Raw genomic sequence first — 20,443 nt, 5'->3', positions numbered from 1 at the left:
GTAACTAAAGGCAAATATAGTGACCCCAAATTGGTGAAAAAGAGGAAAAGGGGTAACTAAAGGCAAATATAGTGACCACAAATCGTGCTCAAGAGGCAAAAGGGGTAACTAAAGGCAAATATAGTGACCCCAAATTGGTGAAAAAGAGGAAAAGGGGTAACTAAAGGCAAATATAGTGACCCCAAATGATGATCAAGAGGCAAAAGGGGTAACAATAGGGCAGGTAGAGTGCCCCAAATGGTGCTCAAGAGGCAAAAGGGGTAGTTATAGGCAACCTGTAGTTACCGCCATCTAGCAGAAAAATGCAAATATAAAAAGGCCGCTTTTCGCGGCCTTTCAACTTTTAGTATTAATGAGGTTATTTCTTTGCTTTTACCTTTCCAGTCCATTGCTTAAAGCCACCCTTAAGGTGTGAAAGGTTTTTATATCCTCTTCTGTATAAAAATTGTCCGGCACGGCCGCTGCGCATCCCGCTTTGACAGTATAGGTATACTGGAAGGTCAGGACGAATTTCTTTTGAACGCATTTTCATCTGCGATAAAGGAATGTTTCTTGCCCCTAATATATGGCCAGCTTCGAATTCGTTCGGCTCGCGCACATCAATAAGCTGGGCTTTTCTATAGCCTGCTCGGAATTCTTCTTCGCCCAGGGTTTTGATAATTCTCTTTTGTAATAGCATGGTCGTAAGAGAATAAACACCAAAAGCAGCTAAAATAATTAAAAGAAAATAAAGAGTAGTCAACTGTATATTGCTCCTTTCAGGCTGTACTGCAACATTTATTATTATATAAGTCCAATCTTTCGCGGTAAAGAGGACGATAGAGAAAATTTTTATTTTTTCTTACTCTATTATAACAGATTCATCTTGCTTTGTTTTTCTTCATGAATTTGATAGACTAAAGCTCGCATGGAATTTATACAAAAAGAGGGTTACATATGAAAAAAGAAGTTTGGCGCTTTATCGATTCAGGGAATGGATCTCCGTCTTTCAACATGGCGCTGGACGAGGCGCTTCTCGATTGGCACAGTGAAAGTAAAATTCCTCCAACTATTCGCTTTTATGGCTGGGACCCTGCTACACTTTCAATTGGTTATTTTCAAAAAGTAGAGAAAGAAATTAATATGGAAGCAGTAAAGGAACATAAACTTGGCTTCGTCCGTCGCCCGACAGGAGGACGGGGAGTTCTTCATGAACACGAACTGACTTATAGTGTTATTGTTTCAGAGGATTATCCGGATATGCCTAAAACTGTTACAGAAGCATACCGAGTTATTTCTGAGGGAATTTTGAAAGGATTTCACCACTTGGGTCTGGAGGCATATTTTGCAGTCCCAAAAACTCAGGATGAGAGAGATTCATTGAAAAATCCTCGTTCAGCTGTTTGTTTTGATGCACCTAGCTGGTATGAGCTAGTGGTAGAAGGCAGAAAAGTAGCAGGAAGTGCCCAAACCCGGCAAAAAGGGGTTATACTCCAGCATGGTTCCATTTTGTTAGACTTGGATGAAGATAAGCTTTTCAGCCTGTTTAAATATCCAAGTGATAAAGTTAAGGAACGAATGCAGAGAGCATTCAAAAGCAAGGCAGTGGCAATTAATGAAATAAGTCCTAGAAGGATTTCTATTGAGGAAGCAAAAGAAGCATTTTTTAAGGGATTTTCAGAAGGGCTGGATATTGAGCTTGTGCCCTATGAACTTACAGAGGAAGAACTCCATTATGTCAATAAAATCGCTAAAGAGCGATACGAAAATGATGAATGGAATTTTAAAAGATAAAAGCAGGACACTTTCTGCTTTTATCTTTTTTTGTTTAAAAAAGCAGAGAAATTTCGACAACAAACGACGTTATTTTTGCAACAAAGGCTATATAACAACTTTTTGTAAGGGAGTGCCAAAGAGCAACCTTCGAAATTTGTTAAATTAACCCGAATTTTAGCGAAATCCCCTAACTATCTTTCTTTTTCTCTCGATTCTTAAACTTTTCATGTTTGACAAATTTATGTCTTGTTGTTCAAAACACAACATATAGTATTCGTAAAAATATATTAAACACTATATATTGATTTCATGTGTTTATATGTGATAACGTAAGGGTATTCCAAAAACAACTAGATTTAGTTTTATAAAAGATTATCTAGTAACAGAGAGAAAGATTTTTGAAGGAGATGTGATCATGTCTGTTGCGTTAAAAGGAAAAATGAATATTAATTTTGAAAGACTGAACGAGGATATCCGTCTGTTTCCACAGGTACACCCAGTGACTCCGGATATGAAACTAACTCATAAAGGAGTTTCACGTTTAGTCATGCTCGACAGGTACACGTTTAAGGACACTGAGAAAATTACTCTCACTGCCGGTGACTTTGTTGTTCTTACCATCAAAGAGGATCCAAAGTTTCCCGCTCGCGGACTTGGCTTTATTTTTGAAATTGATTGGGAGAAGAAGACAGCAAAAGTTGTGGTAGAAGAGGAGTTTAGAGGTGTATTGGATAATCCGGAAGAGGCCGAAACGGGAATCATAACCGCCTCTTTGGATGTAATTGAAAAACCCCTCGAAGTATTTTATGAGCAAATTGCGAAACGCAACGCAACAGGCTTGGCGTCAGTTGAGACAACAGAAGAAAAACGGATAGAATGGTTCGAAAAGTTTTATCAGGAACTTGTCAGCCTGAACTTTATTCCTGCTGGCCGTGTTCTTTACGGTGCTGGAGCAGGCACCGAAGTTACTTTCTTTAACTGCTATGTAATGCCGTATGTTCAGGATTCACGCGAAGGAATTTCTGATCACCGCAAGCAAGTTATGGAAATCATGAGCCGCGGAGGCGGAGTGGGAACAAATGGTTCTACTTTAAGACCTCGAGCAACCCTTGCAAAAGGAGTAAACGGCAAATCCTCCGGTTCAGTATCCTGGCTGGATGACATTGCTAAACTGACTCACTTAGTTGAGCAGGGCGGATCCCGTTAAACAGCGCTATGGCGGGATTAAAATCTCGTGAATTGCTGGAACACCCTTAGAGCCATATCGACCACAACGTGACTGGCGACAGTGTGCGTGAAGGTTAGAAAATGGTATGGATTGGGCAATCAGCAGCGAAGCATCTGCGGAAACGCAGATGAACGTTCAACGACTATTGAAATCATCTAAAGATTCCACATCAAATAATAATAGTTAGATGATGTATAAATGGAATCCAAGGTGAGAGTAAACCATAAAAGCCGGCAACGGAGCTATGGGGCACGAGACAGGGAAGAAATGATAGATGCGATAGTTAAATTGCACGGTCAAGGGCACAGCCAAGTAGACATTGCAAAGATATTAAATATTAGTAGAGGAACTATTCTTCGATGGAACAAGGAATTCAAGTTCATTGATCCAAGAACCCCAGGAGAAGCAGGTAAATTAAAGTCCAAGAAATACTTTTATAATGAAGATTACTTTTCCAAAATTAATACACCAAATAAAGCATATTTAGTTGGGTATATATTAGGAGACGGGACTTTAGTTGATAGAAAAAAATCCAAACGATTAGTACTTTCCCTAGCCGAACAAGATAAACAACTTCTTTATGATATAGCGGAAGAGCTTAATATGACAAATGCAATAAAATATCGAAAGAAAACTGCGAACAAAATAAGTACTCTTTGCCAATTAATTCCACAGTGATTTGTAATGATTTGATATCACTTGGAGTAACACCAAGAAAAACTGGCAAAGAAAAATGGATACAGTTGGAAAATGACGAGTTTCAATGGGCGTTTCTTCGAGGGTTTTTGGATGCAGATGATCATATTAGGATTTATAAAAGAAATGGATGGCTTAAAGTAAGAGTCGGTTTTACGGGATCGAATGATATGATGAAATCAATTTTATTGTTTCTTACATCGAAGGGCATAGGTGGAAACGTCAATGCAATTTGTCCTAAACAAGGCTGTCATGACCTCTATATTTCCAGTGTTAAGGATGCTAGGGTAATATATGGGTACCTCTACAAATATGGAAATTTAAAACTCAATCGCAAATATCAAAAGTTTTCTTCTTTGATGATATAGTCTGATCTCATATGAGAGTATGAGAGCCTGGCAGAAATGACCAGGCCCACTTCTAATAAGTGAGTAACAATAACGCGTGGCGCTCAAATGATAATGTTAGCGGATTAATCATGCAGGTGCAGTAGTCCGCGTCGTTCAGAAAATGAACGACTAGAAAATCGGGTGAATTGCAGGAAAATCCTTAGAGGCTGGCAAGCCACAACGTGACTGGAAACGGTGAGCGTGACGGCTATAAAAATTGCCATGCATTGGATAATCTGCAGCCAAGCGTCATCGGGCTAAGGTGATGGCGAAGGTTCAACGACTAGAGAGTGAGTCCCAACAATAAACTCTCATAAGCGCCCGGCCCCTAACAGGTTAAGCTGAGGGTGATGATATAGTCTAGTCCGGCTGCACAGCAGCGAAATATTCCGAAAGGAACGGTATGTACGTGGCATCCTGATATTGTTGAATTTATCATTTCCAAAATGCAAAACCCTCGTATTCTTCGTTTCCTAATTGAAAATACGCAGGATGAAACAATTAAAAAACATGCTAAAGACAAGCTGAAATTCACGCCGCTGACTTTACAGGAAGAAGCAATGTATCAAGGAATTGTAAACTATAAAAACATTCCTGGTTACGGTGGTTTCAGTGCTGATATCATTAAAAATGCTGAGGAAAAGCTTCGTGAAGGCGGAAATTATTCCGTTCATAATTCTGAATTCTTAACAGGAGCAAACATTTCCGTTTGTTTGACTAAAGAATTCATGGAAGCTGTTGAAAAGGACGTGGAATACGAGCTTCGCTTCCCGGATGTTGAAAGCTATAATGCTGACACAATGCAAAAGTATAATGAAAACTGGCACGAAGTCGGAGATGTCCGTGAATGGAAAAAACTCGGCTATAAAGTGCGTACTTATAAAAAAATCAAAGCGAAAGAGCTTTGGAACTTAATTAATATCTGTGCAACATACTCTGCAGAACCAGGAATCTTCTTTATAGATAATGCAAACGATATGACCAATGCCCAGGCATATGGACAAAAAGTTGTTGCTACAAACCCATGTGGTGAGCAGCCGCTTGCACCATTTTCAGTGTGTAACCTTGCTGCCGTAAACTTGGCAGAAATGGCAGATAAGGAAAACAAAACAGTTAACTTTGAAAAATTAAAGCGAACAGTTGAAGTTGGAGTACGTATGCAGGATAACGTAATCAACGCAACTCCATACTTCCTTGAGCAAAATAAAAAGCAGGCTCTTGGTGAACGCCGTGTTGGTCTTGGTGTGATGGGCCTTCATGACTTGCTGATTTACTGCGAGACTGAGTATGGTTCAGAAAAAGGAAATGTACTTATTGATAAAGTATTTGAAACGATTGCAACAACTGCTTATAGAGCTTCAGTTGAACTTGCAAAGGAAAAAGGGAGCTTCCCATTCCTTACTGGTGAAACAGAAGAAGAAACAAACCGTCTTCGTAAGGCATTTACAAATACTGGATTTATGAAGAAAATGCCTGAAGACATCCGTGAATCAATTCTTGAAAACGGAATTAGAAATTCCCATTTGCTAACTGTTGCTCCTACTGGATCAACTGGTACAATGGTTGGCGTATCTACCGGACTTGAACCATACTTCTCCTTCTCATATTTCCGCAGCGGAAGATTGGGTAAGTTTATTGAAGTAAATGCAGATATCGTTCAGGAGTACCTGAATAAACACCCTGAAGCAGATAAGGACAACCTGCCAAGCTGGTTCATTAGTGCCATGGAACTTGCACCAGAGGCTCATGCTGATGTGCAATGTGTCATCCAGCGCTGGATTGACAGCTCAATCAGTAAAACTGTTAACGCACCAAAAGGTTACAGTGTTGAACAGGTTGAGAAGGTATATGAGCGTCTTTACAATGGCGGTGCAAAAGGCGGTACCGTTTATGTAGATGGATCTCGTGATTCTCAGGTACTTACGCTTAAAGCAGAAGAAAATTCAAATCAGGAAGCTGCTCCTGTTAAAGAAAAAGCTAAGCAGCATGTAGTGCTTGTAGATACAATTGCTGAACTAAGATCTACAAATGTTACAATTGGTTCTGAAGTAGGAGACACTTGCCCAGTATGCCGCAAGGGAACAGTCGAAGATATCGGCGGTTGTAATACCTGTACGAACTGTAATGCACAATTGAAGTGCGGATTGTAATAGTATGACTCTTAGGATGGAAGAATTTTTCCATCCTTTTTCTTTTTTCAATTCCTTTTGGGAATATTTCTTTTTTATTTCCACCATCGAAAAAGTTCATACTAACAAAAAGACTTAGAAATGGGGATATAAAATGAAACCGTTTGTACCGCAGCTTGTTTATATTGAGCCGCAAGCCCTGGAATATCCATTGGGCAGTGAGCTCAAAGAAAAGTTTGAAAAAATGGGGCTTGAAATAAGGGAAACAACCTCCCATAACCAGGTCAGGGGAATACCAGGCGATAATGAACTCCAGCAATACCGGAATGCAAAGTCCACACTGGTGGTAGGTATACGAAGGACACTGAAGTTTGATACATCCAAGCCTTCCGCAGAGTATGCGATACCGCTTGCAACCGGCTGTATGGGCCATTGCCATTATTGCTACCTGCAGACTACGCTTGGAAGTAAGCCGTATATAAGAACCTATGTGAATCTTGATGATATCTTTGAACAGGCTCAAAAATATATCGATGAAAGAAAGCCTGAGATTACCCGTTTTGAGGCAGCCTGTACATCAGACATTGTCGGCCTTGACCATTTAACGCATTCGCTCAAAAAAACCATCGAATTTATCGGTAATACTGAGTATGGAAGGCTTCGTTTTGTAACGAAATATCATCATGTGGATCATTTGCTTGATGCCAAACATAATGGAAAAACCAGATTTCGCTTTAGCGTGAATTCCCGCTATGTAATTAAAAATTTTGAACCAGGAACCTCTAGCTTTGATGAGAGACTGGAAGCAGCCCGAAAAGTAGCGAATGCTGGTTATCCGCTAGGCTTTATTGTTGCACCTATCTATATGCATGAAGGCTGGAAGGAAGGCTATGAAGAGCTATTCCAAAGACTTAAGCATTCACTTGAAGGAATGGATTTGCCAGATTTATCATTCGAACTAATACAGCATCGCTTTACTAAGCCTGCTAAAAAGGTAATTGCGAAACGATACCCTAAAACAAAACTGGAGATGGATGAAGAAAAAAGAAAATACAAATGGGGCCGTTATGGAATAGGAAAATATGTATATCCCACAGAACAGGCTCAGGACCTGGAAAGCACAATCCGGGGCTATATCTCCACTTATTTTCCAAATGCAGAGGTCCAGTATTTCACCTAAAAAATATTTTTAGCATGTACGCCGTACTATTTTATTCAATGCCCGCTTAAAGATGTAAAAAGGACTGCATCTGAGGGGAGTGGCCTGAATGGATATAGACGGCGTTTTCTCTGGCGGGGGTGTTAGGGGACTGGCAATTATTGGTGCCCTTAATGAAATAGAACAAAAAGGATTCCGTTTTACAAGAGTGGCTGGAACGAGTGCCGGATCTATTGTGGCCGCGCTTGTTGCAGCTGGTTATACAAGTAATGAGATTTTTCAGCAACTCGATGAAATGGACCTGACGAAATTTCTCGATATAAGAAAAACGCTGTTTCCTTTTCCCTTTGCCAGTTGGCTGCTGGTATATTGGAGATTAGGGCTTTATAGGGGAAAAGAACTTGAAAAATGGATAGCACAAAAACTGGCTGCGAGAGGAATTCGTACCTTTTCTGATCTTCCGCCACAAAGCCTTAGAGTAATTGCCTCGGACCTTACAAACGGCAGGCTGGTTGTCCTCCCGGATGACCTCGATAAATATGGTATTCTTCCTGGTTCTTTTCCAGTTGCCAAAGCAATACGGATGAGCTGTGGTATTCCTTATTTTTTTGAGCCTGCCAAATTGAGAGTAGCAGGAAAAGCTAATATTTTAGTTGATGGCGGGGTATTAAGTAATTTCCCAATGTGGCTCTTTGACCAAGAGAACATTAAAATGACAAGGCCAGTTCTTGGAATAAAGCTAAGTTACAGTGAAACGGACCATAAACCCCATAAAATCAATAATGCTTTTCAGATGTTTGCAGCTTTGTTTGAAACAATGAAGGATGCACACGATACTCGTTATATTTCACGAAAGCATGCCAAAAATATTATCTTTATTCCTACTGAAGGAGTAGTATCGACTGAATTTATTTTAACTGATGAAAAGAAGCATGCCTTATTCGAAGAAGGAAAGAAATACGCTAAACAATTCTTTAGAACTTGGGGATATTAAAAGGTAAAAAATCGGGCCCTCCTAAAAGGATGCCCGATTTTTCTTTTTGGCTTTTTTCCCCTCTATTACTGTTAGATGGGATGGGGTAGTTTTTTTCTTTGTCTTTTTCTTGCCTGCAGACAAAATCGACGTCGGATTGGCGTGATGCTCCCCGCTTTTTTGCTGAAGCCTTTTTTTAGATCTTTTTGCGGCTTTAAGAAAAGCACGCTGCTCTTTTTTCTGGGGGCTTGCTTTGTAAAAACGCCTGAATAGTAAGTATATCGCCATACCGATCAATGCAATGACAGCTATTCTTTGGAGAAAACCGGCAGGATCCGAAATAACCATTCCTGCTGTACCAATAGCAGCAAGAATGAAAACTAAACCAATAAGAATTAAGGGAACCCGATTTTTCAAGAAAGCCACCTCCCTAAGAGCATCTTAATCATTTTTTTTATCTTTTAAACACGGCATAAAAAGATTTATACAATTTCTTCCGTTTTCATTTGGTCATTTGTTTCTTTTTCCATTTTCAACAGCTCTTTAAATGACAGAATGGCTACTTCAACCTGATCATCTGCTGGTTCTTTCGTAGTTAGCAGCTGGAGCCATAGACCAGGAAGCCCTAAATATTTAAGGACAGGAACCTCCCGCAATTTATTTGTAAATTGTAATACCTCAAATGAGATCCCAAGGACTACAGGAATTAATGCAAGTCTGTCAACAACCCTTAACCATAGCGGGGAAGTCGGGACAAGCAAATAAACAAATACCCCTACAATTACGGTAAACAGGATAAAACTGCTTCCACAGCGATAATGGAGGCGGGAATGAGCCTGAACATTTTCAATGGTTAGTTCTTTTCCATCTTCAAAAGTATTGATTACTTTATGCTCAGCACCATGATATTGAAAAACTCTTTTTACAATCGGTGTAAGCGAGACAAAGTAAATATACGATAGCAGCAAAATTAATTTAAAGAAACCTTCGACTAATACTTGGGCAAAGTCGGACGGGAAGATTGGCTTTGTTGCTAACGCCAAAAATACAGGAACTAAAGTGAAAATAAATTTTCCGAAAAGGAATGAAATAACCCCTATAGCTGCTACACCCAGATACATAGACAGCTTTGAAACTTCCTTTTCCTTTATTGTATGATCATCTTTCGGATCGAGATCAAATCGTTCTGTAGAAAAGTTTAAATGTTTTGATCCGTTTGCACTTGCTTCAATTATCGCAGCAATCCCTCGCAAAAAAGGAATCTTTTTTAAAAAAGTAAATGCCTGTATGGATTTGCGGGGCATTCGGAAGTACTCAACCGAGCGGTCTTTTCTTCTAATTGCAGTTACATAATGATGTTTACCGCCAAACATAACACCCTCAACTACTGCCTGGCCTCCATAAACAGGTTTTTGATTATTTGACATATCTGTTACACCAGCCTATTTCAAAGTTGCACAATCAGCTTATATCGAAAAACTGTATGTACTTTAATTTATTCTACTAAAAAAAAGAAAAAACCTCTATATGGCATATAATATCTTCATTAAGTTTCCAATAATTCCTTCTAATATTGTAAAGTCCGTGCAAGGGAGGACATATGAAGGGGCATACTAAAAGGAAAACTCCTCAAAGAAGGAAAAATATTGGTTAAGGAGGTAAAGCAAATGGATGAAGAAAAAGTAAAGGACAGACAAATGGCGATGATTGCGTATGTGGTATATACGGGTTTGTTTGCCGGGATTTTTTGGAGTTCAATCGGCTGCCTGGCATATTTTTTTAATTTTACCGATATTCGTCCTAATGTCATTCTTGACCCATGGGCAATTGGGGACTGGAAAACAGGCTGGCTTGGAACTGTTATTTCCATTATTCTTATGGGGGTTTTTTCTATTATAGCGGCCTTGATTTATTATGCTGTTTTAAAAAACATAAGGAACAGATGGATTGGGATCATTTATGGACTAGTTCTTTTTTTTCTTGTTTTTCTAGTTCTTAATCCCATTTTCCCGGAAATAAAGCCTTTTAAGGAAATAGAAAGGAATACAATTATTACATCAGCGTGTCTTTATGTAGTATACGGAGTTTTCATTGGATATTCGATCTCATATGAGCAGCAAAATCGAAAAAGAACGGTTCAGAGACACACAAATGAACATAGTCAATAATAGTGTACTTTCCTGATTCTGTGATAGAATAAACATTGGAAAATGTTTAAAAAACATAGCTGCAATGGAGAGTCTTAAATGAAAAAAATTATGCTGCTGAATGGCCCTAATTTAAACATGCTTGGCAAGAGAGAGCCAGGAATTTATGGAACGGGAACACTTGCAGAGCTTGAAAAAAGAATTACTCAGCTGGGAAGGGAAAATGGAATTGAAATTATTAGTTTTCAGTCCAATTCTGAAGGAAAACTAATTGATAAAATTCAGGATGCCTGGGAGTCGGGAATTCAGGGTATTATTTTTAACCCTGGGGCTTATACACACTACAGCTATGCTATCAGGGATGCGATTGCAGGAATTGATGTTCCGGTTATTGAAGTACATATGACAAATGTTCACAAACGCGAGTCATTCCGCCATGTTTCAGTGATAGCACCTGTAGCTATGGGACAAATAGTTGGCTTGGGCTTCAAGGGATATGAATTGGCGCTGTTAGCTTTGCTGGACAAGGAAAAGGAGAGGGGATAATATATCATGAAATTAGAAAAATTACGTTCTGAATTCTCGAAACTGGGTATTGACGGATTACTAATCACCAGTGCCTATAACCGACGCTTCATGACAGGTTTTACAGGTTCAGCAGGTGTGGTTTTGATAAGTGGAGAAGGAGCCCAGTTCATTACAGACTTCCGTTACATAGAACAGGCCACCAAGCAATGCGAGGGTTATGATATAGTAAAGCACGCAGGCACTATTCCTGAAGAGGTAGGAGTACAGGCAAAAAAACTAGGAATTACTAAACTTGGTTTTGAGGAAGACCATCTGACATACTCTTCATTCAAGACGTTTGAAAATGCGGTGGAAGCTGAGCTTGTTGCGGTTTCAGGAGTTATTGAAAAGTTACGCTTGATTAAGACGGAACCAGAGATTAAGATATTAAAGGAAGCAGCTGACATTGCTGATGCTGCATTTAAACATATCCTTGACTTTATTCGTCCAGGAAAAACGGAACTTGAGGTTTCGAATGAATTAGAGTTTTTTATGAGAAAAGCGGGTGCCACATCCTCTTCTTTTGATATCATTGTTGCATCAGGATACCGTTCTGCTCTTCCTCACGGTGTTGCCAGTGATAAAGTGATTGAAACAGGAGATGTTGTGACATTGGATTACGGAGCCTATTATAAGGGGTATGTATCTGATATCACCAGAACTGTTGCAGTTGGCCAGCCTGACGCAAAACTGAAAGGAATTTACGACATTGTCCTTGAAGCACAGCTTCGCGGAATGGCAGGAATCAAACCAGGAATGACAGGCAAAGAAGCTGACGCATTAACCAGAAATCTGATTGCTGAAAAAGGTTACGGGGAATACTTCGGACATTCTACTGGACATGGGATCGGCTTAGAGGTCCATGAAGGCCCTGCCCTTTCGTTTAAATCAGACATAGTCCTTGAACCAGGAATGGTTGTTACTGTTGAGCCGGGAATTTATGTTCCAGGACTCGGCGGGGTGCGTATTGAAGATGATACTCTGATTACTTTGGATAGCAATGAAGCACTGACTCATTCAACTAAAGAACTCATCATTTTGTAATGAATTACTAGGAGGATTTCAACATGATTTCTGTTAATGACTTTCGTACAGGATTAACAATTGAAGTAGACAATGGAATCTGGCGAGTTATCGATTTCCAACACGTTAAGCCAGGAAAAGGAGCTGCTTTTGTTCGCTCGAAGCTTCGTAACCTTCGTACAGGGGCTATTCAGGAAAAAACTTTCCGTGCCGGTGAAAAAGTAGCAAAAGCTCAAATCGATAACCGCAGAATGCAATACCTATATGCTAGTGGGGATCAGCACGTATTCATGGACAATGAGTCTTACGAGCAAATTGAAATCCCAACAAATGCTCTTGAGCATGAACTGAAATTCCTGAAAGAAAACATGGAAGTATCCATCATGTTGTTCCAAGGAGAAAATCTGGGAGTTGAACTTCCTAATACTGTTGAACTTGAAGTAACTGAGACTGAACCAGGTATCAAAGGTGATACAGCATCCGGCGGATCAAAACCTGCTATTATGGAAACAGGTCTGTCAGTTCAGGTTCCTTTCTTCATTAACCAAGGCGACCGTCTCATTATCAATACAACAGATGGCAGCTATGTATCCCGTGCGTAATTAATATTTATTTTTTTAAAAGCTCCTATTGTGCTCACTGCGCAATAGGGGCTTTATTTGTTTATTAGCTATCTTTCTCCTTGTGAAGGATTTAACAATTTTTACATACTTTCTGCAAAATTTCTGCACACATTTCTTTTATTTTTAATGTATCAAAAATAAAGGAGTCGATTTCAATGAATATGACCCACTATATGGGATTGCTCGCAGATAATCAGCCGTGGAATTTAATTATTTTTATGGCAATACCAGTTATCATGGCAGAAACAATTGCTATTACAGAACTTGGCATTCTTTTCACAAGAAATATGAACGGCTGGATGAGAAAGCTGAATAGGATATGCAGTATCTTTGTTGGCCTTTATTTTACTGGTATCTTTATTTATCTAATGAAAACAGCTTTTATTCCACTAACTGTAAACGGAGAGTGGAAAGGCTGGATTGATGTTGTAGCTGTAACCTTTTATTTACTTGGTATTGTTCCTTTGCTTGGCATGGCCCTTCTTGATATGGGGCTAATCGGAAAAAACAAACCAGAAGAACAAAAACTTAAAATGCACGCCTTCTTTGTTGGACTCTTTCTTGTAATAGCCCACGTTGCGATGATCTTCGGTATGGTCGATCCAAGTCTGGGTTCTCATAGCGGGCATGACATGATGAATATGAAAATGTAAAAATCGGCCGGGAAATATTTTTCCCGGTTTTACTTAATTGGAAGCGAAGTAATTAAATTTCATTCACTAAATAGTAAGATTTATACAATATTTACCTTGCTTTTTTTTGCTAAAATAAATGAGAAATTGAAAGAGTAAAGGATTGAAAGGGGTGACAGAAATGAAAAGAATCACTTCTGTACTGCTTTCCGCTCTGCTTTTAGCAGGGTTAGCGTCGGGATGCAGCTCTAATAAGGAAAAGATGGTGCTTGATAAAAAGCATAAGCCATTGCCGGATTATGTTCTTAATTCCACTGAAAAAGTCCAGGAAACCTATATAATGGCTTCCAAATATCCTCAAGTTCTTGCTTCAGTGCCTTGCTATTGCGGCTGTTATAAGGAACAGGGGCATGAAAGTAATTTGGATTGTTATGTGGATAAGCTGGGTCCAGGAAATGCCGTTGAAGAATGGGACTCAATGAGTATATCGTGAGACGTTTGTATCGATATCGCCCGGGAGGCGGTAAAAATGAAACAAGATGGTAAAAGCCTAAAGGAAATTAACCATTTAATAAAAGAAAAATATAAGGACTTTGGTGAACCAACTCCAACGCCGGATCCAAAGTAAGGGGATTCCCATGAAAAAACTACTAATCGGCATATATATTCTGATCATAGTAGGGATTGTTTTTATTATTAATAATAATAGTTTAAAAGATAAGAAAAACGACAAGGCTATAAACGCAGGTGAGAAGATATATAAGCAGCAATGCTTTGTATGTCATGGAGATACAGGGAAGGGAGAGGGGGCTAAAGCAGGTACTGCCATCAATAATCAGCATTTCCTGAGCTCGGTCTCCAATAAGGACTTGTATAATTACGTGAAGTTTGGCAGGGAAGGAACAGCTATGCCCTCTTATCAGGGAAAAGTTTCCGAAAATGATTTAAAAAACCTTGTTGCCTACATGAGAGGCTGGCAGAATGAAGATTTGAACCTTAAAGCACCAACCGCTATTTCCGGTGATCCTGAAAATGGAAAGAAAATTTATGGTCTCTATTGCATGAGCTGTCATTGGGGAAATGGGGCAGGTAGAGAAAAAATGGGGACAGTATTATCAAACCCACAATACCTGAAATACACGACTGACAGGCAGATTTGGATTGGCACCGCCTATGGAAGGGAAGACACCAGAATGGGTCCCTCGCTTAAAGGTGAGGAGGGTGTCAGACAGTTAAAAGAAAAAGACATTTCAGATGTTGTAAGCTATATTCGATCTCTCCAGTCAAAATAATAAAGAACCCTTCACATGTAGTGAAGGGTTTTTTTGAATTATGTATCTATTTATTAAAATGGCCAGCTCCTAATAAGTTAACAAAATTTTCAATTTCGCCTTATCGGGCGAAATTGGAAAAGGCTTATAGTATTCATTGGAGGGTTTGTTAATTAGTGAGCAAGAGATTAAAATCCATGAAAATTTTAAAAAGGAATTGGAAAAGTTGCCCTCATTTGTAAATGTGAACATTCTGTGGTCTTTTCTTGTCTAAAAGGTAAAGAATCTGCCCCTTTAACAAAATGTTCAAGAGTGTTTCATCTTTTAAGTGCCTGCAAAGATTATATTTATTTCAAAGATTACTATGTTGGAAATTACCACATAGAGAGAGAAGTTTTCCAGGTCAAGGAGGATTTATATGCTAAAGAGGTTAGTGGTTGCAATGGTAACTGTTGCAGTATTTCTTTCAGGTATTGCTGTCAATAACGCGAACGCTGAAGGGGCTTTCCAGCCGGAGAAGTTTCCTTACAAAGAGCTGCAAATTCAAGTTATGCCTGAGTTTGACTATCCAGACAACTGGCCAAAGGATCAGCCATCTTTGCTTGTTGGGCAGTACGGGACAATTATTAATAAGAGCGGAACAGACTTTGATGGAAAAATAGAAATACCTGTTCCGGTGAAAGAAAAGAGCTTTCAGGTATATCTGGTTGCTGAATTCCCATCCCAAGATAAACCTGAGGTACAGCGGCCATATGAGGTAGATAAGGAAAAGGGCGTTGTTAGCTGGAAACCACAAAAACCTATAAAAAACAATGAATCATACAGATTCGTAGTTGAGTATTACTCAAATCCGATTGACGTTAAAGACACTAAACGTTTTTCCTTTAATTTTAAAAATTATGCTGATACAGACCTGATGGATGTCATTTTTTATGCACCTATTAGTGCTAAAGAAATCCAACTGGATCCCAAACCGCAAAACTCATCAAAAAGTGAATACGGTGAACCTATTTACTATTATTCTTACAAAAATGTAAAAAAAGGAAACAGCCTTGATTACAAGGTTTCTTATAAAAAGAAGGATAATGAATCCACTTTGTCTGCCATAGATAAAAAACAGCCCCCAAATGATTCTAATCATAGCGGTGTTAAAGGGGGAGGAACAGCTACCGATCAGATTCTCAACAACTCCAAAAGCGGCGAAAACAGCAAGGAGAAGCAACCTTTTATCAGCAATGCAGGTGCAGTTATCATAGGACTTTCCCTTATCATTGCTGCCGCTTTTGTTTATTTTGGATTAACAGGAAGAAACAGAATGAATGCGAGGAGCCAGACAGTTTCCAAAAAGAAACCAAAAACACCTGCCCCTAAGAAGCAAAGCAAGTTAGATAATGAAAATGAAAAGAAAGAACTTCGCAAGAAATTACTGAATGGAAAGATTGATCAGGAAACGTACGAAGAGGAAATGAAAAAATTAATTTAGAGGAGCGGAGCAAGAATGAAGAAGAATACGTTAGTCATGCTTGGAGGCTTTATTATAGCCGGAGCAATTGTCTTCCTGCTGATGGCGGCAACTCCTGGTTCCAGTGGTATTGAACTGACAATGAAACAGCTTCTTGCAACTCAGGGTCAGCATAAAGATGATTTCGTAACAGTAGAAGGCTTGCTAATTGAAAAATCAATTAAATGGAACCCGGATAAGATTCAGCTGAAATTCGATGTTAAAGATAACGACGGAAATATCATGCATGTCGTTCACAATGGAATAAAGCCTGATAATTTTTCAGAAGGTGTTATTACGATTTTACAAGGATCTCCAACCACAAAAGATACTTTCAAAGCCGAAACAGTTAAAACAAGATGCCCTTCTAAATATGAAGGCAAGGATATGAAAGATTATGATCCTAAAAAACACGAAAAATTGCTGAATCAACCACCACATGAAAAATAAGAGGCAAATCAAAAGAAGGTGACGATATGTATTTATTTGCTAATGCAACAATCTACATTGGCCTTGCATTGGCCATTTATTCACTCCTCATTATGACTCTGGGAATTAGCACAAAAAACCAGAAACTTGTGAACAGCGGAAAGGGTGGAGTCATAGCGCTTTTCGTTTGTGCAGGGTTGGCTATGAGCTCCCTGTTTTACCTGCTTGGATCTTCTCAATTTCAGTATGAATATGTTAGAGACTACACCAGCAGCGAATTGCCAGTCATTTATAAACTAACTGCTCTTTGGGCAGGAAATGCCGGCTCGTTATTATTATGGACTTTCTTTTTAACTCTTTATATGATGATGATTACTTTTTCGAGAAAAATGAATGGCAACCCAATGATTCCTTACATCATCTCGATATTACTTGCAAACGCTGTTTTTTTCTTCTTCATCCTTGGATTTGTTGCAAAGCCATTCCTTTTGCTTGATCAGATTCCTACTGAAGGTAAAGGCTTGAACCCAATGCTTCAAAACCCTGGCATGATTATTCATCCAGTTACCTTATACCTTGGTTATGTCGGGCTGTCGGTTCCATTTGCATTCGCAATGGCAGCATTAATCATGAAAAATATGGACGATTTCTGGATCAAGATGACCAGACGCTGGACCATTATCGCCTGGCTGTTTCTCAGCCTCGGAAATATTTTTGGAGGCCAATGGGCTTATGTAGAGCTTGGCTGGGGAGGTTATTGGGCCTGGGATCCAGTCGAAAATGCATCCTTTATGCCATGGCTGACTGCAACTGCTTTTCTTCACTCCGTTATGATCCAAGAACGGAAAAACATGCTGAAGGTTTGGAATATCAGTTTAATTATCATCTCTTACGCCTTAACATTATTCGGTACTTTCCTTGTGCGAAGCGGCGTACTGACTTCGGTACATGCTTTCGCGAACTCCAATCTGGGTTTATACTTCCTTATTTTCATGGGAATCGCAGTCATCATGGCACTATATGTGCTAATGAGCCGGTACAATTTAATTAAGCGGAGTGCCGGTGAATTTACTTCCTTTGCGTCAAAAGAAAGCAGCTTTTTGATAAACAATCTGCTCCTAGTCGGGGCTGCCTTTGCAGTATTCTGGGGCACTATCTTCCCGCTTGTTTCAGAAGCGGTACGGGGAACAAAAGTAACAGTTGGAACGCCATTCTTTAATAAGGTTGAAGCACCGATTTTGTTATCAATGATGTTTGTGATGGCAGTTTGTCCACTGCTTGCATGGCAGCGATCAACCATTAAAAACCTAAGGGAAAACTTCCTGCTTCCCGCAATTGTGGCTGTTATTGCGATGATTTTAATGGTTGTGCTTGGTATGACGAAAGCATGGGCAGTTATTGGCTATGGAGTCATTGCGCTGCTCCTTGTTACTCACTATTTGGAATTCTACCGAGGGGTAAAAGCTAGAAGAAAAATGACCAAGGAAAATCCGCTTCTTGCACTGTATCGTTTAACTGTAAAAAACCGCCGCCGTTACGGAGGTTATTTAGTCCACCTGGGTATTGCCTGTATCACAATGGGAATTATAGGCTCCCAAAACTACGATGTACAGACAATGAAAACCATTGAGCTTGGCAAGTCTATCGAAATTAATAATTACCGTATTAACTATGATAAGTTGGACCAGAAAAAAGAGGGCATTAATGACATCGTTTATGCACAGGTAACGGTGTTTAAAGATGGAAAACGCCTTGGAAGCTATGAACCTGAGAAGGTTTTCTACGGTCATTGGGACCAGCCTTCCTCTGAGGTGGCCATTATTTCCTCCTTTAAGGAAGACCTATATATTGTTCTGAGTGCTTGGGAAGATGACGGTCGCGCCACTTTCATAGTAAAAGTCAATCCGATGATGTCCTGGCTGTGGATCGGTTCATTCATGATTGTCATCGGCTCACTGTTTGCTGTATGGAATGGCAGATACCAGAATGTGACTCCACGGTACACAGGGGTCCGCAGAGAGGTGTTTTAATTGAAAAAGTTTATGGTTGCCTTGCTGGTTTTGTTAGTTGCGGTCCAGTGGCCATTTGTTCGAACGGAAGCCAGGCAAATTGATTATAAATCACCCGAATTTAGAGCGGTCGCTTCGCAATTTGCATGTACCTGCGGCTGCGGACAGGATCATTTTGAATGCGACCCTAACACTTGCAATTTGACGAAGGAATTTAAAAAGGATCTTTCAGACATGATGGGCAAAGGAATGAATAAAGATCAGATCCGTGATTATTATGTAAAGATTTACGGGGAGGAAATCCTAACTGCACCTGAGAAAAGCGGCTTCAGCCTTGCCGCCTGGATTCTTCCATTTGCTGTGCTGGCAGCGGCAGCAGTGGGAATCTTTTTCATCATAAGAAAGTGGGTGAAGAAAAAAAGGGATATTGAAACACTGTCTGAACCAAGCGGCGACGAAGATGGAGTTGAGAGCGAAATCCTTTCATCCATAATCGATGAGGAACGTAAAAAGTATCTTTAGGATGTGAACAAAATGCAGGATATATCAATCATTTCAATGGTATTTACAGCCGTTCTTGTCCTTGGCTGCCTTTTCCTGGTCCTCTCACCATTATTTAAGTGGGATGTCTATCTAAGTCTGGGGACAAAGACTGCGGATCCATCCAGCACAAAGGAAGCTTTATTAACAACACTGAATGAAATAGAGTTTGAATATAAGATGGATAAGATTTCTGATAGTGACTATAAGGTTTTAAAAAAGCAATATGAAAGCCAAATTGCCAGCATGATGAAGGAAGAAGAGCAGGCTTCACCCATTCAGGCTGACAAGGATCTTCTGGCAGAGGTTGAAAGGGAAATTGAAGAAACAATGCAAACTTATAAAAAGAAAAAGGGGGAAGAAAAGTGATTAAAAAAGTCACCCTCTTTTTCCTTGGCTTGCTTCTATTGGTTCCCATAAGTACCAAGGCTGCGGAAGATTCAAAAATATCGATTGATATGCACTATTTGGTCGTAAGCCCTGCCGAAGATGGAAGTACAAACATGATGAACATGGTAAATTACACTAATTCATCTTCAGAGGTTTTTAAGGGGGCTGGAAAAAGCGAAGCAGTTTTAAATGTTTCACTGCCAGAAGGTGCGGCAAATTTAAATTTCCTGGATAACAAAATTGCCATTAAACAAAGCACTGGTGGGTTTATAACCACTGACCCTTTTCCAGCCAATCAGACACTTGTACTTCCTTATAGCTACCGCATCCCAAAAGGTAAAGAAATAAACCTAAAGTTTGACTATCCTGTCCAAATGATGCAGGTACTTGTACCGGAAGGAATGGGAAGTGTTGATTTTAAAGGAGTTCAGTCAACCTACCAGGGACAATTTAAATTTGAAGACCAAAAATATGTTGGCTACAGTGTAGAGGGAATAAAGGCGGCCCAATCTTTTACCATGGTTTATAACAAGGATAAGCAGCCTCCGGCAGAAGTCTCAGCTCAGCAAAGCCAGACACAGAGCGAAAAAGGAAAATCAGGCAATGTAACTCATTCAGCACCGCCTTTTCATAATCCAGGACATTTGCGAATGTGGGCTCAGTCTCCTTTACACAGTTTTAATCCACACATCTTTTTAATTATTTTACTAGCCATCATTATAGGTGGGCTGTACTCCTACTTCCATTTTAGAAGAAAAGCAAGAAGGGAAGAAGAAAGACTTAATTCAGATAAAGAAGAACAGGCATTTAAGCATCTGATGACAAAACAAAAGGCTATTCTTGAAAAAATACTTGAACTTGAAGAAACGCATGAAAATGGGGAAATGTCCGAAGAAGCCTACCAAGCAAAGCTGCAGGCATATAAGCAGCATTTAGTACAAGTGAAATTAAATCTGCGCCAATTTGTAGAGTAATAGCTGGA

Annotated in this window: 20 protein-coding genes and 2 pseudogenes; 19 read left to right on the top strand and 3 right to left on the bottom strand. The window is 39.6% G+C overall.

Translation table 11 applies throughout. The features are described from left to right. Window positions 1-358: 358 nt before the first annotated feature. A complete protein-coding gene (locus G8761_RS16805) occupies window positions 359-742 on the bottom strand; it encodes a rhodanese-like domain-containing protein (RefSeq protein ID WP_166028730.1) in 384 nt (127 codons plus the stop codon). A 194-nt stretch (window positions 743-936) separates the two neighbouring features. Here G8761_RS16805 and G8761_RS16800 point away from each other — a divergent pair, with 194 nt between their 5' ends. The 6 genes and pseudogenes from G8761_RS16800 (at window position 937) to G8761_RS16775 (ending at window position 8,350) form a co-directional block, all read left to right on the top strand. Beyond that, window positions 937-1,773 carry a lipoate--protein ligase family protein gene (locus G8761_RS16800; RefSeq protein WP_166028728.1) on the top strand — a complete coding sequence of 279 codons (837 nt, stop codon included), beginning with the start codon at window positions 937-939 and terminating at the stop codon, window positions 1,771-1,773. A gap of 397 nt (window positions 1,774-2,170) precedes the next feature. Then, a pseudogene (locus tag G8761_RS16795) lies at window positions 2,171-2,959 on the top strand (ribonucleotide reductase N-terminal alpha domain-containing protein); the annotation flags it as partial. A 291-nt stretch (window positions 2,960-3,250) separates the two neighbouring features. Next, entirely contained in the window at window positions 3,251-3,661 is a 411-nt protein-coding gene (locus G8761_RS16790) for a helix-turn-helix domain-containing protein (protein ID WP_166028750.1), read from the top strand. A gap of 808 nt (window positions 3,662-4,469) precedes the next feature. Continuing rightward, window positions 4,470-6,218 (top strand): annotated as a pseudogene (locus G8761_RS16785) (vitamin B12-dependent ribonucleotide reductase); the annotation flags it as partial. 133 nt (window positions 6,219-6,351) lie between these two features. Next, entirely contained in the window at window positions 6,352-7,377 is a 1,026-nt protein-coding gene (gene splB, locus G8761_RS16780; RefSeq protein ID WP_166028723.1) for a spore photoproduct lyase, read from the top strand. An 88-nt stretch (window positions 7,378-7,465) separates the two neighbouring features. Then, window positions 7,466-8,350, top strand: a complete 885-nt coding sequence (locus G8761_RS16775; RefSeq protein ID WP_166028722.1) for a patatin-like phospholipase family protein — start codon at window positions 7,466-7,468, stop codon at window positions 8,348-8,350. Window positions 8,351-8,371: 21 nt separating this feature from the next. Here G8761_RS16775 and G8761_RS16770 read toward each other — a convergent pair whose 3' ends face one another. Further along, window positions 8,372-8,755, bottom strand: coding sequence for an SA1362 family protein (locus G8761_RS16770; protein WP_338000979.1), 384 nt, complete (start codon window positions 8,753-8,755; stop codon window positions 8,372-8,374). 56 nt (window positions 8,756-8,811) lie between these two features. Beyond that, window positions 8,812-9,756, bottom strand: a complete 945-nt coding sequence (locus G8761_RS16765; protein WP_166028718.1) for a DUF1385 domain-containing protein — start codon at window positions 9,754-9,756, stop codon at window positions 8,812-8,814. 240 nt (window positions 9,757-9,996) lie between these two features. Between G8761_RS16765 and G8761_RS16760 the strand changes: the two genes are divergently transcribed. The 13 genes from G8761_RS16760 (at window position 9,997) to G8761_RS16695 (ending at window position 20,435) form a co-directional block, all read left to right on the top strand. Further along, window positions 9,997-10,497 (top strand): YqhR family membrane protein, encoded by a 501-nt coding sequence (locus G8761_RS16760; protein ID WP_166028715.1) that lies wholly within the window; start codon window positions 9,997-9,999, stop codon window positions 10,495-10,497. A gap of 78 nt (window positions 10,498-10,575) precedes the next feature. Beyond that, window positions 10,576-11,022: a type II 3-dehydroquinate dehydratase gene (gene aroQ / locus G8761_RS16755; RefSeq protein WP_166028713.1), complete on the top strand. Its 447-nt coding sequence runs from the start codon at window positions 10,576-10,578 to the stop codon at window positions 11,020-11,022. 3 nt (window positions 11,023-11,025) lie between these two features. Then, window positions 11,026-12,087 (top strand): M24 family metallopeptidase, encoded by a 1,062-nt coding sequence (locus G8761_RS16750; RefSeq protein ID WP_166028746.1) that lies wholly within the window; start codon window positions 11,026-11,028, stop codon window positions 12,085-12,087. A 23-nt stretch (window positions 12,088-12,110) separates the two neighbouring features. Beyond that, window positions 12,111-12,668 carry an elongation factor P gene (gene efp / locus G8761_RS16745; protein WP_166028711.1) on the top strand — a complete coding sequence of 186 codons (558 nt, stop codon included), beginning with the start codon at window positions 12,111-12,113 and terminating at the stop codon, window positions 12,666-12,668. Window positions 12,669-12,844: 176 nt separating this feature from the next. Further along, complete coding sequence (locus G8761_RS16740) at window positions 12,845-13,342, top strand: DUF6803 family protein (protein ID WP_166028709.1); 498 nt, start codon at window positions 12,845-12,847, stop codon at window positions 13,340-13,342. Between the two features lie 160 nt (window positions 13,343-13,502). After that, a complete protein-coding gene (locus G8761_RS27875; RefSeq protein WP_338000978.1) occupies window positions 13,503-13,949 on the top strand; it encodes a PCYCGC motif-containing (lipo)protein in 447 nt (148 codons plus the stop codon). Between the two features lie 10 nt (window positions 13,950-13,959). Continuing rightward, on the top strand, window positions 13,960-14,613 hold the full coding sequence (locus G8761_RS16725) for a cytochrome c (RefSeq protein ID WP_166028703.1): 654 nt from the start codon (window positions 13,960-13,962) through the stop codon (window positions 14,611-14,613). A gap of 397 nt (window positions 14,614-15,010) precedes the next feature. Further along, window positions 15,011-16,075 carry a hypothetical protein gene (locus G8761_RS16720; protein ID WP_166028701.1) on the top strand — a complete coding sequence of 355 codons (1,065 nt, stop codon included), beginning with the start codon at window positions 15,011-15,013 and terminating at the stop codon, window positions 16,073-16,075. 15 nt (window positions 16,076-16,090) lie between these two features. Then, window positions 16,091-16,543, top strand: a complete 453-nt coding sequence (locus G8761_RS16715; RefSeq protein ID WP_166028699.1) for a cytochrome c maturation protein CcmE — start codon at window positions 16,091-16,093, stop codon at window positions 16,541-16,543. Window positions 16,544-16,569: 26 nt separating this feature from the next. Next, the gene (locus G8761_RS16710; protein ID WP_166028696.1) at window positions 16,570-18,552 is read left to right on the top strand and encodes a heme lyase CcmF/NrfE family subunit; all 1,983 of its coding nucleotides are present in this window, start codon (window positions 16,570-16,572) and stop codon (window positions 18,550-18,552) included. Then, on the top strand, window positions 18,553-19,053 hold the full coding sequence (locus tag G8761_RS16705) for a cytochrome c-type biogenesis protein (RefSeq protein ID WP_243450054.1): 501 nt from the start codon (window positions 18,553-18,555) through the stop codon (window positions 19,051-19,053). 12 nt (window positions 19,054-19,065) lie between these two features. Next, window positions 19,066-19,440: a DUF3987 domain-containing protein gene (locus tag G8761_RS16700; protein WP_166028694.1), complete on the top strand. Its 375-nt coding sequence runs from the start codon at window positions 19,066-19,068 to the stop codon at window positions 19,438-19,440. Continuing rightward, window positions 19,437-20,435, top strand: a complete 999-nt coding sequence (locus G8761_RS16695; RefSeq protein WP_166028692.1) for a hypothetical protein — start codon at window positions 19,437-19,439, stop codon at window positions 20,433-20,435. The genes G8761_RS16700 and G8761_RS16695 overlap by 4 nt, the downstream gene beginning before the upstream one ends. The last annotated feature ends 8 nt before the right edge of the window (window positions 20,436-20,443 follow it).

The organism is Neobacillus terrae (assembly GCF_011393025.1).
Lineage (GTDB): Bacteria > Bacillota > Bacilli > Bacillales > Cytobacillaceae > Neobacillus_A > Neobacillus_A terrae.
This window is presented reverse-complemented; position numbering and strand designations above follow the sequence as displayed.

Coding starts and splice junctions, on each gene's coding strand:
- G8761_RS16800 (WP_166028728.1), top strand. CDS start 937: ATGAAAAAAGAAGTTTGGCGCTTTATCGATTCAGGGAATGGATCTCCG.
- G8761_RS16790 (WP_166028750.1), top strand. CDS start 3,251: ATGATAGATGCGATAGTTAAATTGCACGGTCAAGGGCACAGCCAAGTA.
- splB (WP_166028723.1), top strand. CDS start 6,352: ATGAAACCGTTTGTACCGCAGCTTGTTTATATTGAGCCGCAAGCCCTG.
- G8761_RS16775 (WP_166028722.1), top strand. CDS start 7,466: ATGGATATAGACGGCGTTTTCTCTGGCGGGGGTGTTAGGGGACTGGCA.
- G8761_RS16765 (WP_166028718.1), bottom strand. CDS start 9,756: ATGTCAAATAATCAAAAACCTGTTTATGGAGGCCAGGCAGTAGTTGAG.
- G8761_RS16760 (WP_166028715.1), top strand. CDS start 9,997: ATGGATGAAGAAAAAGTAAAGGACAGACAAATGGCGATGATTGCGTAT.
- aroQ (WP_166028713.1), top strand. CDS start 10,576: ATGAAAAAAATTATGCTGCTGAATGGCCCTAATTTAAACATGCTTGGC.
- efp (WP_166028711.1), top strand. CDS start 12,111: ATGATTTCTGTTAATGACTTTCGTACAGGATTAACAATTGAAGTAGAC.
- G8761_RS16740 (WP_166028709.1), top strand. CDS start 12,845: ATGAATATGACCCACTATATGGGATTGCTCGCAGATAATCAGCCGTGG.
- G8761_RS16725 (WP_166028703.1), top strand. CDS start 13,960: ATGAAAAAACTACTAATCGGCATATATATTCTGATCATAGTAGGGATT.
- G8761_RS16720 (WP_166028701.1), top strand. CDS start 15,011: ATGCTAAAGAGGTTAGTGGTTGCAATGGTAACTGTTGCAGTATTTCTT.
- G8761_RS16715 (WP_166028699.1), top strand. CDS start 16,091: ATGAAGAAGAATACGTTAGTCATGCTTGGAGGCTTTATTATAGCCGGA.
- G8761_RS16710 (WP_166028696.1), top strand. CDS start 16,570: ATGTATTTATTTGCTAATGCAACAATCTACATTGGCCTTGCATTGGCC.
- G8761_RS16700 (WP_166028694.1), top strand. CDS start 19,066: ATGCAGGATATATCAATCATTTCAATGGTATTTACAGCCGTTCTTGTC.